This is a genomic window from Lyngbya sp. CCAP 1446/10, from assembly GCF_026130175.1.
Taxonomy (GTDB): domain Bacteria; phylum Cyanobacteriota; class Cyanobacteriia; order Cyanobacteriales; family Microcoleaceae; genus Microcoleus.
Genome location: NZ_JAIGNI010000054.1, coordinates 1 through 15,384, shown reverse-complemented (window position 1 = coordinate 15,384; position 15,384 = coordinate 1). Strand labels below are relative to the sequence as shown.

Here is a 15,384-nt window from a genome sequence, read left to right as displayed (position 1 = left end):
GATTGTGCGATCATCGGGCGATCTGCTAAGGCCAGATCCCCCCTAGCCCCCCTTAAAGAAGGGGGGGGACAAGAAGCGCTCAAAGTCCCCCTTCTTAAGGGGGATTTAGGGGGATCAGGCCTGGGCGATCGACGACAGATACAAAGGGTTTTAGTGCGATCGGGCGATCGGGCGATCGGGCGATCGGGCGATCGGGCGATCGGGCTTAGAAAAGTTGATATCATTAGCACCCGGCGGTTGAAACCGCGGCTACACAAACGAAGTCCGCCTCCGCGGACTAAGAAAAATTATCTTCAACCTGCGGAGGCAGGTTTTGTCTGTGTAGACGCGGTTTCAACCGCCGTTTCAACCGCCGTTTTAACCTCAACCGCCATCTCAACCGCCGTCTCAACCGCCGTTTCAACCGCAGACAAACACCACCTCAATCAACCCCCGTCTCATCCAATCCTAGCGGCACAAAATACTGACTATAAACCACACTACCAGGCTCCCAAAGAGGCCGCCAATAGACATTCTGCATCACCGCCTTCTCCCCATCACCCTCAGCCGGCCACTGAAAACTGACGATCGCAATATTGCTATATCCCACAATCTCATCACCCTCTTGCAGCCAGCGATTGCGCCACAACAGCGCTATAAAATTCCACAACCTATGCAGCCACGACAACTGTTTATTTTTGTGCGTTCTAGTTGACATTTCACCATTTTCATGCTGCAAAAATACCCTAGCTTTTTGTCGTTTCATCCAGTCAATTCGATAGCCCCAATCAGGAAAAGATTGCTTATTCCTCACAGCAGCAGCCACAGCTTTCTTTCTGCCACTTCTCGAAATCTTCACCAACTCCAGCGGCTCATTCCATCCCAAACATTCGTGCGATCGCTCTGGCAATAGCGACTTAACCTTAGTATGAATCACATGAGTTTTCCACTCTTCATTAATCAAAGCACTAGCCGTTAACTGCGCCAACACAGAATGTTTTCTATCTGTGATTTGAGATTTTAGATCCAACTCAGATGCAGGGGAAAAACGCTCAAAATCCGGGCGAAAAATGCCAAAATGTTTATCAGACCAATAACTCAGCCGCACAGCAGCAGCATAGTGAATATCCCCAGTCAAAACAATCACCCGATCGCGCTGCTTAAAAAACTCCGACAACAGCTTCACAAAAGCCAATTCATGAAAATTCCAAGCATCTCCCGCATCACTATTAAAAACCTTTCCCTGTTTCAAATCCAACTTTTGCACCGCATCAATAATCCACAAACCCACCAAATTAGTCGGCAAAACCACCAGCGTCGCCTCGATCGCAAATTCCCCAGTTTTATTCAACAAATCAGTCTCCCGCAAAGGCCGCTGAATTTGCTCCTCAAAAGCCTTGTGAGTCAAAAGCATCGGCGGATCGATCGCACTTTCCACCGGATACCCCCGCCAAGTCCGCGTATCTAGCACAATCACCTCATGCTTAAAACTTCTCACAGTAAAATGCCAACTCAAAACCTCCGTTACACCCCCACCATCCCGATCCAAAATCAAAACATCTTCATCTAATTTCAACCTCGGTAAATGAGTTTTATGATCGAGTCCTGGAATTCCCAAATACTTAGCCGCATTCTCCCAAGCAGAAACATCAGTCCCCGCCGAATCCGACCACTTTTCAGCAGCTTTTAATAATTTATCTCCCGGTTTTCCCCGATCGAACTGTGCGGGCGTATTTCCCCAACCCTGAAACACAGCATAGGCCAGCAAAGCATTCTGCACCACCCGGCGGCCAAGCGGCTTACCCAGCACCCGGTAACACCACTCCCGATTCAAATAGAAATCATCGCTAACATCATGATCGTCACAAATCATGTAAGTCGGAATATTAGCCAGCGCCCGCCTCACCCTCCACAAATTTCCCGCAAAACCCCCAAGTTCAGAAACTTCTCTATCCCAGACTTTTGCCCCCTTAGAATCTTTACAAATATCCTTACCCTTCGGAAAATTATCGCACCAAAGTACAGGCGACCAAACTAACAAATACATTGCGCAATATTCCCCCAAACCGAACAAATGACTTTTCGCGTTATCCGGTTTATTCACCAACATCGCCGTAAAGCCGCCAAAATCTCTAGCAATATCGCTGCGAGTCCCCGGCTTTAACTCAATTGGCTTTTTGTAGTCAGACTCAGCCTTAGATTGTTTCGGAATAGGCGACTCTCTAAAAATTTCTCTTTTTTGGCCAGCTACGTTTTCGTTTTCCGAATTTTTAGGTATACTGATACACAAATTCTTTTTAATTTGGGCATCATTCATCAGGGGCAAATTTTCTTCCCAGCCCAAAAGTGTATCTCCAGCATCCGTCAAAGCCCACAGCATCGGATCGGCAACGTCATCGCCGTAAATTTGGTCGCCAGTTAAAAACAGTTGGTGGGGACGGAAATTTGCCATTCCTGCAAACTGTGTGATCGAATTATCCAAGATTGGCAGCGCATCTCTGCCGTCTCCTTGGGGCTTGCGACAAGAACCGTGAACGATACGCAAATAGTTTAAATCCTGCGGTGGCAGGGCAAAAGTCGGCAACCCGTGAGGGAAATAACCGATCGTCTCCGGCGAAGAAACTGACAAATTAGGGGAGGCAGGCCACAAGCAAGAAAGGAGATTTTCTTTCTCATTTTCTGGAACTGCAACCTCCGAGGGCGAGTCGCGACTCGCAGCAAACTCTATGTCATAAGCATAAATTTGTCCGTATGTCAAGGCTTTGCTGTCGGTCGGTTTAGCCGTCACGGCCACTACGTGGAGGTATTTGCCGATCGCCACGGTAGTGTTCGTACCTTGGAGCAACGGCGCACCGAGAACTTCGCCGATGCCGCCCTCAGTCGAATAAACTTTGAGTTCTACTTCGCGGGGTGCTTTCAGAGCCAGCCAAACTGTCACCGCCCCTGTTTCTGTCCGGCGCAAAATCGGGCCGGCCAGGATGAGCGGCAAGTGATGAATTCGATGATTTAATGGTGTCCACGACATAGGATTTAAACAAATAAAAATTTAATCAGAGGTTTTCTAGCAATCAGATTTGAGGCGATCGATCTTTTGTCAGTCAATTTTCCATTTTCTATTTTCTATTTACTTCACAGATCGATCGCCAGAGTCCGAACATCAGTCTAAAATTTGGGGCTTTTCACCACAGCCAGGGGGGATGCTTGTATCCGTTTTTCGGCCGGGTAAGCCGCTTAATTAATGCTAAGTCTGCCAACCCGCGCCCGCCAAATTGTAACAATTCATTAAGAAAGATTAATAATCACCATGCTACAAGAAGAACATTTACAGCATTTCCTAGATTCAGTCCCGCAACAAGTAATTAAACCATCAGAATCCCCTGTAGAGCGCAACAGCCCACCGATCTACTTGTCACCTTTAGATCGATCGATCGATCGCCACCCGCTCACAGTGGCTCCAGAAACGCCGATCGCCCAAGTGTTAGCTATCATGAACCCGATGCGCGTTTCGTGTCAGCTTTGTAGCGAAAAACAAAAAGTTCTTCCGGGCCCGACAAAGCGCAGTTGCGTCATAGTCGTGGAGGACGATCGCCCGATCGGCATTTTTACAGAACGGGATATTGTTAAGCTAACTACCGTGGCAGCTTGTGCGATCGGACTGACAATTGCCGACGTAATGACTCGATCGCTAATTACCCTCAAACAATCCGAGTCTCAAGATATTTTCACAGCGATGTTCACGTTGCGCCAGCACCAGATCCGGCACTTGCCCGTAGTCGATGAGAACTCGCGACTGATCGGCATCATCACCCGCGAAGCCATTCACGAAGCCCTGCAACCGGTTAACTTAGTAACCAATTTGCGCTGTGCAGCAGATGTAATGACGCAGGAAGTGATTTGTGCCCCAAAAACTGCCTCAGCCATCGATTTGGCCAAGCTCATGGTCAAGCATCAAGTCAGTTACATCGTGATTATCGAAGAGCAAATTCAGCATCCACAGCGGGCGGCAGCTACAGAAAATTACCAAATACCGATCGGCATTGTCACCGAGCGGGACATCGTGCAATTTCACGCCCTCGAATTAAATTTCTCGCAAATATCCATTGCCGAGACGATGAGTGCGCCTTTATTTTGCATATCTCCCGCCGATTCGCTGTTTCGGGCGCACCAGTCCATGCAGCGGTACGGAGTCCGCCGTTTGGTAGTAGTTGGCATTCAGGGAGAACTTTTGGGTGTTGTCTCTCAAACAAGTTTGCCCCAAGTTTTTAACCAATCTGAAATGTACGGGACGATCGAGCTTTTGCAACAAGCAGTAGACGATAGAGCCACCCAATTACAGAAAACCAACGAAATTTTGCAACAAGAAATTTTAGAGCGCCAGCGCGCCCAAGAAGCCCTGCGCCAAGCTCACGACGACTTAAAACAACAAGTAGAAGAGCGCACTGCTCAACTTTTAGAATCAAATGAATTATTAAGACGGGATATTATCAAGCGCCAGCGAGTCGAAGAAGTGCTGCGGACAAAGCAAAGCTGCTTAAAAAATCAAGCGCAGCAATTAGAGGAAACTGTGCGGAAGTTGCAGCAAACTCAAAGTCAATTAGTCCACACCGAAAAAATGTCTTCTTTGGGACAAATGATTGCCGGTATCGCTCACGAGATCAACAATCCGGTTAATTTTATCTACGGCAATCTGTCCCACACCAGTCATTACATCAAAGAATTGATTCAACTCTTGGAACTTTACCAGCAGCATTATCCCGAACCAGTCTCGGAAATTCGGGAAGCAGCAGCAGATATGGAAATCGATTTTTTGGTGGAAGACTTATCTAAAATCCTGTCTTCTATGCAAGTAGGAACCGATCGCATTCGCCAAATAGTTTTGTCGATGCGTAACTTTTCGCGATCGGATCAATCTAACATCAAATTCGTGGACATTCACGAGGGAATCGATAGCACTTTGTTGATTTTGCAGCACCGACTCAAAGCTCAAGGCGCACATCCAGGTATTCAAATTATTAAGGAATACGGCGATTTGCCCCCCGTCGAGTGCTGTGCCGGTCAGATCAATCAAGTGTTTATGAATATTCTCGGCAATGGTATTGATGCTTTGGATGAAACAATCCAGAATAGCCAATTGGCAAAGGGAAATGGGGAAAATCTACTATTGACTCTTCCGGCTATTACAATTCGCACTCAAGTTGTTGATGATTTTGTGGCGATCCGCATTTCCGACAACGGCGGGGGCATACCGGATGAGATTCGCCGCCAATTATTCGATCCGTTTTTTACCACCAAACCAGTCGGTAAGGGCACTGGGCTGGGACTGTCTATTTCCTACCACTTAGTTGTGGAAAAGCACGGGGGGCGGCTTGAGTGCGTTTCCGAAGTTGGACTGGGGACTGAATTTGCGATCGAAATTCCGATCGCCAGAAGTCAGTTGGCAGTTGACAGTTAGCAGTTGACAGTTAGCCGTTGACAGTTGGCGGTTGGCAGTTGGCAGTTGACAGTTGGCGGTTGGCGGTTGGCAGTTGGCGGTTGTCATTAATTAATCAAAAACAACTGAAAACTGACCACTAACAACTGAAAACTGTATTTCGCGATCGCACTTGCGCCCTCAGAAACCCGGTTTGTTAGTAATTTCTCGTTACCCAACGCAAAACTCGCAGAAACCGTATTTCTAGCCACCGATGTGTAATCCATAAACAGACAACTACCCACTGCCCACTGTCCACTGCCCACTGCCCACTGCCCACTGCCCACTGCCCACTGTCCACTGCCCACTGCCCACTGACAACTGTCCGTCAATTCCTAAAAATTAACAATTTTTTACACAAAACTCAAAACCGCAGCAAAATCACCTGCAACAGCCGAAAGCTAAGAGCACTTTGCCATCTCCAGGCCCAATTAATCGAACTCACTCTCCGGTTTTGCTCATCCAACAGGACCTTTATGCCCCTTCCAGTTAGCCACACAAGTCATCAACTGCCTGCATCCTAGCCCCAAAGCCCAAAGCCCAGATTGTTTGAGAAGTTAATTTTTGTTTTATTTTTGTACCTCTTTATATTAAGAAAGTATTCTAAAAATGATTTAAAAGATAAAAAGATTATAAAAATAGATTGGTAAATCAAAAAAGAAGCTAAGATTCCCAAAGATGCAAAATAAACAAAATTACTAGCATTTTCATTTGGAGGCCCCCTTTCATTTCCTCGCAAGTTAGCTAATAATGCTTTCAAAGAGGTGACGTAGGGCCTGCTCCCAACTTGACAGTAAGAGCATTACAGTTGAGCTCCGTTGAGCTCCGTTGGTCGATCGCAAAATCAAAGCGTGAAACCCCAGCCCTGATAGTTTTGATAGAAACCTATAGGAGAACAAACAGTGAAACTCGCAGTTTACGGAAAAGGTGGAATTGGCAAATCGACAACAAGCTGCAACATCTCCGTTGCCCTAGCCAAACGCGGCAAGAAAGTTTTGCAAATCGGTTGCGATCCAAAGCACGACAGCACATTTACCCTCACAGGCTTTTTAATCCCCACAATTATTGACACCCTTCAGGAAAAGGACTATCACTACGAAGACGTTTGGCCCGAAGATGTCATCTACAAAGGCTACGGCGGCGTTGACTGCGTAGAAGCAGGCGGCCCACCCGCAGGAGCTGGTTGCGGCGGCTACGTAGTCGGAGAGACCGTTAAACTGCTCAAAGAACTCAATGCCTTCGAGGAATACGACATCATCCTGTTCGACGTGCTCGGCGACGTAGTGTGCGGCGGTTTTGCAGCCCCCTTGAACTACGCCGACTACTGCATGATTGTTACCGACAACGGGTTCGACGCATTATTTGCCGCCAACCGCATCGCCGCCTCAGTCCGCGAAAAAGCCCGCACTCACCCGTTGCGCCTCGCCGGTTTAATTGGCAACCGCACCTCCAAGCGCGATTTGATCGACAAGTACATCGACACCGTACCAATGCCTGTGCTGGAAGTGCTGCCGCTGATTGAAGACATTCGTGTTTCTCGCGTCAAAGGCAAAACTTTATTTGAGATGGCCGAGAGCGATCCCTCCCTCAACTACGTCTGCGATTACTACCTCAACATCGCCGACCAAATCTTGGCAATGCCCGAAGGAGTAGTGCCGAATGATACGCCCGATCGCGAATTATTCTCGTTGCTGTCAGATTTTTATCTAAATCCTGTTCAACCAGTGGTCAAGAAGGAGGAAGATGAGCTAGACCTGATGATGGTTTAATAGGTCTAGCGATCAGGATGAGGATAAAGAGGTTATGGCTTTTTTTGATACTTTTTCAGTTGGTCTCAAACAGAAGTGGTTGGACTATTACCAGGTGAATCGAGCTTGGCTGCTCCTGCACATGACGGCTGACAACACGGTCGCCACACCCGACGGCGGGAAAAGGCCTGTTTCTTACCTCATCCTGGGAATTGCGGCTGCCCTGGAGCCGGAACTCCAGCAATTAATGCTGCCCTTCTCAAGACTAAAGCCGGATGCAGACAGCCTGATCGAAGTGTTGGGGCTAAATTTTGACCCAGACATAGCGTTGGGTATGCCCTCAACTACCGCGCCACAGACGGCCGGTCAATCTCCAATTGTCACAGCAACTTCTGCGACAACCGCTGCACCCGCAGCCACTCAAACAGCAACTTCTGCGACAACCGCTGCACCCGCAGCCACTCAAACAGCAACTTCTGCACCCGCAGTCGCGATCGAGCAAGCTGCACCCGCTGATGCCCCCAAGTCTAATAAATTAGGTGGTGCGGCCTTGGCAGCAGCCGGAGTAGTCGCCGGAGTCGCTGGAGTCGCAGGTCTCGCAGCAGCCTCAGCACTGAGTTCGGAGGAGGAATCCTTCGAGGATGACGAGGAAGAAGCTGTCTCCGACTTCGACATGGAAGATGACGAGGCAGAATCTATCTCCGACTTCGACATGGAAGATGACGAGGAAGAAGTTATCTCCGACTTCGACATGGACGACGATGAGGAAGAATCTGTCTCCGACTTCGACATGGACGACGATGAGGAAGAAGCCTCGGCTTTGGACGGTCTCGACCTCGGCGACGATGAGGAAGATGCCATATCTGACTTCGATATGGGCGATGACGAGGAAGATGAAGCCTTGGCTTTGGGCGGTCTCGACCTCGATGACGAGGAAGATGAAGCCTTGGCTTTGGGCGGTCTCGACCTCGATGACGAGGAAGATGAAGCCTCGGCTTTGGGCGGTCTCGACCTCGATGACGAGGAAGATGAAGCCTCGGTTTTGGGCGGTCTCGACCTCGATGACGAGGAAGATGAAGCCTCAGAATTTGGGACTTTGACCTCTGGGGATCTCGAAGCGGAGATATCAGATCCGTTTGGTGAAGAAGATGCAGATTTTGTCGCCGAAGCAATACCTGATCCGTTTGGGGCAGCTACCTCAGATGATCTGGATCTGGATCTGGATCTGGGCGACTTGGACGAAGACGGTCTTGACGATTTCTCTGTATCTGATGACGATGATCTTGACGATCTCGGACTTGACGATTTAGGGGAAGCAACTACCGGAGATCCTGATGAAGATGATTTAGATGCTCTAGGTCTCGGCGATTTGGATTCCGATGATGACGATGAAGAAATTTCGGGTTTTTTGTCTGATTTTAAGTAAAGTTGCGATCGCCAAAGTATATCTTAGCCTTGACGTTTTCCGCTCTATTTGTGAGTTGTGAGTTGCGAGTTGTTAATTTTTAATTAACTCGAACTCACAACTATCAAATGGCTTTTTATCTCTAGATTTGAACAATACTAAATTGCTGCTGTGAGGGATTACAGCCCCTCGCACAGAATTTTTTACCTTGAATTTTGGATGCTGTGGCTGCTGCAAAAATATTCAGTTTGCTGCATCTATTTTTCAGAATAATTACGCCAAAACCATTATTTCTATTATTGTTCGCTGCAAAAGCGCTAAGTAGAAGGAAGAAGGAAGAAGGAAGAAGGAAGAAGACATACACAGCCAGCTTTTTAGCGAGCCGTATTTTACCTTTAATTAGGTGGATTTACTGATTCGCAAAAAACAAATATTTGCTCGATCGGGCGCAAGTCCAGTTCGATCCAAAAAACAATTTAAAGGGAGAACACTTGAAATATGACTGCTATTACTACTACCGAACCCGAAGCTTTAAACTTTGAATGCGAAACAGGCAATTATCACACATTTTGTCCGATTAGCTGCGTAGCTTGGCTTTATCAAAAAATTGAAGACAGCTTTTTCTTGGTCATCGGTACCAAGACTTGCGGCTATTTCTTGCAAAACGCAATGGGCGTGATGATTTTTGCTGAGCCCCGCTATGCGATGGCTGAGTTGGAAGAAGGCGATATTTCCGCTCAATTAAACGATTATGATGAGTTGAAGCGGCTGTGTTTGCAGATAAAGCGCGATCGTAACCCCAGTGTAATCGTCTGGATCGGCACCTGCACCACCGAAATCATCAAAATGGACTTGGAAGGCTTAGCACCGAAGCTGGAAGCAGAAATCGGCATCCCCATCGTCACAGCCCGCGCTAACGGCTTAGATTACGCTTTCACCCAAGGAGAAGACACCGTTTTAGCTGCGATGGCCGCTAAATGTCCTGAGAAAGCGCCGGTGATCGAATCTCAGAAACAAGAACGCAATGCTATCTCTCAACTGCTGAATTTCGGCAAGAAAAAAGAGGAAGTTGATGCAGATGAATCCGAATATGTCAAGCACACGCCGCTGGTACTTTTCGGTTCTTTGCCCGACCCAGTTGTGACTCAGCTAACCTTAGAATTGAAGAAGCAAGGAATCAAAGTTTCCGGTTGGCTTCCTTCCAAGCGCTACACTGAATTGCCAGTTTTGGAAGAAGGCTATTATGTATCTGGCATGAATCCGTTCTTGTCCCGTACGGCTTCTACGTTGATGCGCCGTCGTAAGTGTAAGCTAATTGGTGCTCCATTCCCGATCGGCCCAGACGGAACTCGCGCTTGGATTGAGAAGATTTGCTCGGTTTTGGGAATCGAACCCAAAGGTTTAGACGAAAGAGAAGCGCAAATCTGGGCAGGTTTGGAAGATTACCTACAAATAATTCGTGGCAAATCAGTCTTCTTTATGGGCGACAATTTGCTAGAAATTTCCCTAGCACGTTTCTTGATTCGCTGTGGCATGACTTGCCCGGAAATCGGCATTCCTTACATGGACAAGCGCTATCAAGCAGCCGAGTTAGCGCTGTTAGAAAAAACTTGTCACGAGATGGGAGTTCCCACACCTCGGATTGTCGAAAAACCAGACAATTACAATCAGCTTCAGCGGATTTACGCGCAGAATATTGACTTGGTGATTACTGGTATGGCTCACGCTAATCCTTTGGAAGCGCGGGGAATTAATACTAAATGGTCAGTTGAGTTTACTTTTGCTCAAATTCACGGCTTTGGTAATGCGCGGGATATTTTGGAGTTGGTGACTCGTCCGTTGCGCCGGAATAATTCGCTGAAGGATTTGGGTTGGGGTAATTTGGTGAAGAATGAGGCGAAGGTTTAGTTTTTGAATTACACCTGATTCATAGCGAGGGTGGGCAATGCCCGCCCTTTTTTATTAGAATAGTACAAGCATCCGTATAAAGTAATGGGCAAGTTAGGCAAACTGGTAGAACAATTTTTAGCAAATCCACCTGAAGTGCGGTTTGACGATGTGTGCTATATCCTAACTGCTTTTGGATTTGAAGAAAAGCGATCGAAAGGAAGTCACCATTCTTTCCGAAATGCCGATGGATTAAAGATTACAGTCCCTAAAAAGGGCGGTCAAAAGGTAAAAGGAATATACGTAAAGCAAATTGTTGCGCTATTACAACTGGAGGAATGGAGCAATGAATCAGAAGATACAATTGAGGAATAAATCTTTAGACTATTACTTGAACCTGAGATATGCCATAAGTTTTTACCCAGATTCAGAAGGAGGTTATACGGCGCTCATAAAAGACCTTCCGGGTTGTATGTCTGTGGGGGAAACTTTGTCAGAAGCGATGGAGAACATTGAGGAAGCTAGGGAATTGTGGATAGAGACGGCTTATGAGTGTGGCGATGAGATTCCTTTACCTGCAACAGAGATTGAAGATAGCGGAAGTTTATCATTGGAAATCCCTAAATCTCTGCGCCGGAGTTTAGCAGACAATGCTGAAACTGCTGGAGTTAGTATGGAACAATATATTTTGGCTTTGTTGAGTAAGGCTGGCTAAAATATAAAATATAAAATATAATCCTATCAGGACGATCGCGTTTGAGGGATGCTTAAAGGGCGATCGCTCTTTGATTTTTTTGTCAACCGCTGATAAAGGCAGATTAACGCAGATGAACGCGGATGAAAAGTGCGATCGTACTTTTACAATCAATTTACAATTACGCCAAATTTTAATAACATTCTAGGTAAATAATCATCCAAATTCTTGATATGTTCATCTGTTAACTCAATCAGGTTGAGTTCGTACTTCTGATATAGTTCTTGCGTAAGGATTCAGGTCTAAAAACTTGCGGCTCCAACGCTTGTCTGGCAAGGGTTTTAGGGCAAAATAAGGGCTTTTGTCCTGATCTGTTGATTCTCAATAAATGACGAAAAACTGTCATTTTTCGTCATTTATTGAGAATAGAAATTTATTTAGCATCAAGCTCCAGAGCTAAAGTCTTTGCCCAGCAAGGATTTCAGTGACCTGAATTCTTACGTTCTTGCTTTACTTGCTTGCGCGCCGCATACTCCGGGTTGTTCTCATATCCCCAGTATTCAATATACACCTTTCCCCCAGGAATATAAAAGTCACAGTAAGCTTCTTCCTCTATGGGTAGTCGGCGTTCATAGGCGTGAACTAGCTCCGCCATATAAAGCCAATTATCAATCAAAACTTCAGCTTTAGACCGCACAAAATGACCGTCGGTTGTTCGATGCTGTGCACTCGCCCGAAACTTCTCGCGGAACCCTAGCTTTGTGTTTACTTCTGTTTTGATCTGTTCTGAATTTTCACCTTTAAGACTCTCAATAGTCGCCATAAAAACTTGATTTGTTAGTATAGATTCTGGCCAAAGCACATAAGGAGTGTTGTCTTGAGGGTAAGTTTTTTGCACCGCCCCAAAACCAATCCCTCGCTTAGTTGCTACCCAGCCGTTGCGCTCTTTGTTTACTAATCCTAACTCTGCTAAAATTGGGTTGACTTTGTGCTTTGATATTTCTAGTTTATCGCTGATGCTGGTAGCGGACAGAAGTGAGGGAGAAGAGGGTTGTTGGGGTTTAGGTTTGGGCGCTGACACCGGTTGAGCGTTGTTAGCTTTCCAATGTTCGTAGCATAATTTGTGACCGGGTTTTGAAACTGCTTGATTGCATCCGGGCGCGGTGCAGGTTTCTGCTGATAGGGAAGATAAAGCTTGATTTATGGCTGCTAGCTTGCGGAGAAAAGGATCTGAAGTCATATTCACAGCTTGAAATATATTCAAAAATAGTACCACTTTAATTTCTATGCAGTCAAGAATTAAAAACTGGCGATTTTGTGTCGGATAACTGCGATCGCGCGCGCTTTCCCCTCCACTATTCCAGAATCCCAGGCCAGACACCTGTAAGGTCGATCGCCCAAAACGTCGCCTATAATCAAAACTAGCCCCCCATTCTCATTACTTGCAGAACCGCCATGAGTCAAGACAAGCAAAAAATCAGCTATTCAGAAAAAACAGAACGCCTCAAAGTCATCACCCAGTTTATCAAAACCGTGACACCGATGATTTGGACGATCGTCATTCTAGTAGTCATTATTCCCCTACTAGGCAACTTTCTCATATCCCAGTCGCTAACCAATACTGCAACCACAGCAGTTGTAGTCTCGCCGCCCCACGACTTCAGCAAAGTCAACCAAGACATTAAAAACGCCATCCAAACAGCCAATATAACCTCCGAGGCTTTCGCATCAAAAGAATTAGACAAATGGGAAACCGAAGTAGTAGCACGATTAGACAACAGCTTTCTCGATTGGTACTTCGATTACTTCAATCAAAAAAAGATGGAGTTTACAGTACCTTTCAACTTCGTCAAATCAGCCGTACTCAACCGATTTGACATGACAGCAGCATCTCATGCTGTTTCCGAAAAATTAACCGAAGACTTCCAAAGAGAATTTGCTAACCGCGTCCTGCTGCCCAAAAATGCTCAACTCAGATTCCAATTAATAACTCAAGATACTGCTAATTTGTACATATCAGAAGTGAGCAAAAATGTAAAAGTAGTCCAAGACAATTATAACATACCTCAAGTACAATGGGACAAATATCTAAACGATATTGCCACCACAATTAGCGACAAAGGAAACGTCTCAAATTTATCATTAAAAGCATTAGTTGGCGGCAGCGGTTACTTAATTGCTAAACCTTTAATATTGGGAGTAGCAGCCAAAGTCGGCAGCAAAGTTACAGCAAAAGTAGCCAGCAAAGCCGCCGCCAAATTAGCCACAAAAACAGGCGGCACAGTTGCTAGTCAGTTAGGAGTAGGTTTAATCGATCCGATTGTCGGCATCGGCATTATCATCTGGGATTTGTGGGATTACAATCACACAGTCAAAGTGGAAAGACCGATTTTGCGGGAACACATTGTAGAATACTTAAAAGATGTCAAAAAGTCACTGCTCACAAATCCTGAAACCGGAATCATGGCAGCAATTTATCAGTTAGAAAGCGGGATATTGAAGTCACTTTAATCATTTATACCACTTGAAAAATAATTGTTATGACATACTCAATTCTCGATGCAGAACCTCTGTTGCGCGTTCTGGCCTAGCGTCAAAGAAAACCAATCCTTGCTGCTCTCGATCGGCGTAGACTTCTATATTCTCAACTCTAGGCGTTGCTGAATTAAGGTCAGTCCTGGACGCAATTGTCACATTTTAATCGGATTGTAGAGTGCCTCATTGTTGGATTTAGTACGCAAAACTAGGGTTTTCTCCGACGGGACACCCTACTAATTAGACCTCTTGCAAAAGTCCTTTTAATCAAATTTTGGAACGGGCTCTTCGGCCCATTCTACAAGAATTTTTTTTTTATGGGATGGGCCGAAGAGCCCGTCCTAGCTATTTTTGCAAGAGGTCTATTGTGCTACTTTCTCAACACTTCGGACAATTTTTGATTGCCAAGCGTAAAATAAGGATTTCAGCGCGATTTGGCAAGTTCGCTGCTTTCTGGAAAATCAAGGGTTTCAGGCTACGACATAAAAACTGTGCGGACTATTGTTTATATAAAAACTATCGGAATTTACGCATCGATCGCCCTAACACCCTTTTTAAGCAGGGTTAGGGGCGATCGGGATTTGAGGCATTTCGTGCGTAAGTCCTGAACTACGTTATATGGCAGAGGTTCCTTGAACTGTCACTAGCCAGCTAGCGTGCGGTTTAAAGAATGCAGCGCAGGGAACCTGTTTTTTCCTAAACCGTAACTGGGGATAGGGGGGTTCGCCCCAGGTTCAAAGTACGGCACTAAGTAACTTACAATAAATCAGTTGACTAGGTAAACAAAATTACACCAATCCTGCCGATCGCCCAAAAGCAGACAAGTGGGTTCTTTTCCCTTCTGCCCTCTGCTAGGAGCCTTCTACCTTCTATTATACTTACCAGGGTGCAACAATCAAAAATATTACTTGATGCAGTGAGTGGCATATGACTTTTGAAGAAGCCCTGGAATTCGTAGAAACTGCCTTGGAGTCCAAGAGGGGTAAACCGTTAAGTTTGCTAGAGAAGGAAATTTTAAAAGCTTGTTGGGAAAACGCAACCTACGGTGCAGTTGCTGACAGCTTGTACCTGAGCGTAGGATATATCAAAGATTTAGCTTCTCTCCTGTGGCAGCGCCTTTCAGACGCAATGGGGGAAAAAGTTACTAAGAATAACTTCCTGCCTCTGCTAGAAAAGCAAAGCGGCGCAACTGCGATGGTTGGCACAAAAGGTAAAGAAGCGGCTATCGCCCCCGCTGACACAGGAGAAAGTGATGTTAATCCAAGCGAAACTCCCAAAGGCAATATCTTAATTGTTGACGACATGATTGAAAACCTGCAATTTTTAACAAAAGTATTGAACAAACAGGGTTATAAAGTTCGCAGCGTCACTAACGGTAAGATGGCATTAAGAACAATTCATGATCACCCTCCCGATGTCATTTTACTCGATATTAAAATGCCAGAAATGAATGGCTATGAAGTCTGCGAAGCTCTCAAAGCCAATGAAGCTACCTCAGAACTTCCGGTGATTTTTTTAAGTGCGTTAGATGAAGTTTTAGTATCCGCTCAATAAGTTGCGGTAAATCTTAATTTTTCGACAGTGTATAACTTATTTGATTCTACAAATATCTTAATTCAGCCACAAAAATCACGCATTTACTGCTTGACCGCTAAATTTTGATTTA

Annotated in this window: 12 protein-coding genes; 9 read left to right on the top strand and 3 right to left on the bottom strand. The window is 45.8% G+C overall.

Annotated features, from left to right (window positions below; translation table 11 throughout):
- Positions 1-421: 421 nt before the first annotated feature.
- Entirely contained in the window at positions 422-3,004 is a 2,583-nt protein-coding gene (locus K4039_RS20360) for a PhoD-like phosphatase (RefSeq protein ID WP_265237969.1), read from the bottom strand.
- A gap of 279 nt (positions 3,005-3,283) precedes the next feature.
- On the opposite strand from K4039_RS20360, the gene K4039_RS20355 reads away from it, so the two are divergent.
- A complete protein-coding gene (locus tag K4039_RS20355; protein ID WP_265237966.1) occupies positions 3,284-5,431 on the top strand; it encodes a CBS domain-containing protein in 2,148 nt (715 codons plus the stop codon).
- Between the two features lie 86 nt (positions 5,432-5,517).
- On the opposite strand, the gene K4039_RS20350 is transcribed toward K4039_RS20355, so the two are convergent.
- Positions 5,518-5,676, bottom strand: coding sequence for a hypothetical protein (locus K4039_RS20350; RefSeq protein ID WP_265237964.1), 159 nt, complete (start codon positions 5,674-5,676; stop codon positions 5,518-5,520).
- A gap of 675 nt (positions 5,677-6,351) precedes the next feature.
- Between K4039_RS20350 and bchL the strand changes: the two genes are divergently transcribed.
- From bchL to K4039_RS20320, 6 genes are all read left to right on the top strand, one after another.
- Positions 6,352-7,218, top strand: coding sequence for a ferredoxin:protochlorophyllide reductase (ATP-dependent) iron-sulfur ATP-binding protein (bchL, locus tag K4039_RS20345; RefSeq protein WP_265237962.1), 867 nt, complete (start codon positions 6,352-6,354; stop codon positions 7,216-7,218).
- A gap of 34 nt (positions 7,219-7,252) precedes the next feature.
- Positions 7,253-8,623 carry a DUF5331 domain-containing protein gene (locus K4039_RS20340; RefSeq protein WP_265237950.1) on the top strand — a complete coding sequence of 457 codons (1,371 nt, stop codon included), beginning with the start codon at positions 7,253-7,255 and terminating at the stop codon, positions 8,621-8,623.
- A 203-nt stretch (positions 8,624-8,826) separates the two neighbouring features.
- A complete protein-coding gene (locus tag K4039_RS20335; protein ID WP_265237948.1) occupies positions 8,827-9,018 on the top strand; it encodes a hypothetical protein in 192 nt (63 codons plus the stop codon).
- Positions 9,019-9,100: 82 nt separating this feature from the next.
- Complete coding sequence (locus tag K4039_RS20330; RefSeq protein WP_265237946.1) at positions 9,101-10,510, top strand: ferredoxin:protochlorophyllide reductase (ATP-dependent) subunit N; 1,410 nt, start codon at positions 9,101-9,103, stop codon at positions 10,508-10,510.
- 84 nt (positions 10,511-10,594) lie between these two features.
- Positions 10,595-10,864 (top strand): type II toxin-antitoxin system HicA family toxin, encoded by a 270-nt coding sequence (locus K4039_RS20325; protein WP_265237944.1) that lies wholly within the window; start codon positions 10,595-10,597, stop codon positions 10,862-10,864.
- A complete protein-coding gene (locus K4039_RS20320) occupies positions 10,836-11,204 on the top strand; it encodes a type II toxin-antitoxin system HicB family antitoxin (RefSeq protein WP_265237942.1) in 369 nt (122 codons plus the stop codon). Before K4039_RS20325 ends, K4039_RS20320 begins: the two co-directional genes overlap by 29 nt.
- Positions 11,205-11,664: 460 nt before the next feature.
- Here the strand turns inward: K4039_RS20320 and K4039_RS20315 are convergent, their stop codons facing one another.
- Positions 11,665-12,564: a hypothetical protein gene (locus K4039_RS20315; RefSeq protein WP_265237941.1), complete on the bottom strand. Its 900-nt coding sequence runs from the start codon at positions 12,562-12,564 to the stop codon at positions 11,665-11,667.
- Positions 12,565-12,638: 74 nt separating this feature from the next.
- On the opposite strand from K4039_RS20315, the gene K4039_RS20310 reads away from it, so the two are divergent.
- Together K4039_RS20310 and K4039_RS20305 are read left to right on the top strand one after the other, a co-directional pair.
- The gene (locus K4039_RS20310) at positions 12,639-13,694 is read left to right on the top strand and encodes a hypothetical protein (RefSeq protein WP_265237937.1); all 1,056 of its coding nucleotides are present in this window, start codon (positions 12,639-12,641) and stop codon (positions 13,692-13,694) included.
- A gap of 951 nt (positions 13,695-14,645) precedes the next feature.
- Positions 14,646-15,272: a response regulator gene (locus K4039_RS20305; RefSeq protein ID WP_265237935.1), complete on the top strand. Its 627-nt coding sequence runs from the start codon at positions 14,646-14,648 to the stop codon at positions 15,270-15,272.
- Positions 15,273-15,384: the final 112 nt, after the last annotated feature.

Excerpts from the sequence above, each read along its gene's own strand:
- K4039_RS20360 (WP_265237969.1), bottom strand. The coding sequence starts at position 3,004 with ATGTCGTGGACACCATTAAATCATCGAATTCATCACTTGCCGCTCATC.
- K4039_RS20355 (WP_265237966.1), top strand. The coding sequence starts at position 3,284 with ATGCTACAAGAAGAACATTTACAGCATTTCCTAGATTCAGTCCCGCAA.
- K4039_RS20350 (WP_265237964.1), bottom strand. The coding sequence starts at position 5,676 with ATGGATTACACATCGGTGGCTAGAAATACGGTTTCTGCGAGTTTTGCG.
- K4039_RS20340 (WP_265237950.1), top strand. The coding sequence starts at position 7,253 with ATGGCTTTTTTTGATACTTTTTCAGTTGGTCTCAAACAGAAGTGGTTG.
- K4039_RS20330 (WP_265237946.1), top strand. The coding sequence starts at position 9,101 with ATGACTGCTATTACTACTACCGAACCCGAAGCTTTAAACTTTGAATGC.
- K4039_RS20325 (WP_265237944.1), top strand. The coding sequence starts at position 10,595 with ATGGGCAAGTTAGGCAAACTGGTAGAACAATTTTTAGCAAATCCACCT.
- K4039_RS20320 (WP_265237942.1), top strand. The coding sequence starts at position 10,836 with ATGAATCAGAAGATACAATTGAGGAATAAATCTTTAGACTATTACTTG.
- K4039_RS20310 (WP_265237937.1), top strand. The coding sequence starts at position 12,639 with ATGAGTCAAGACAAGCAAAAAATCAGCTATTCAGAAAAAACAGAACGC.
- K4039_RS20305 (WP_265237935.1), top strand. The coding sequence starts at position 14,646 with ATGACTTTTGAAGAAGCCCTGGAATTCGTAGAAACTGCCTTGGAGTCC.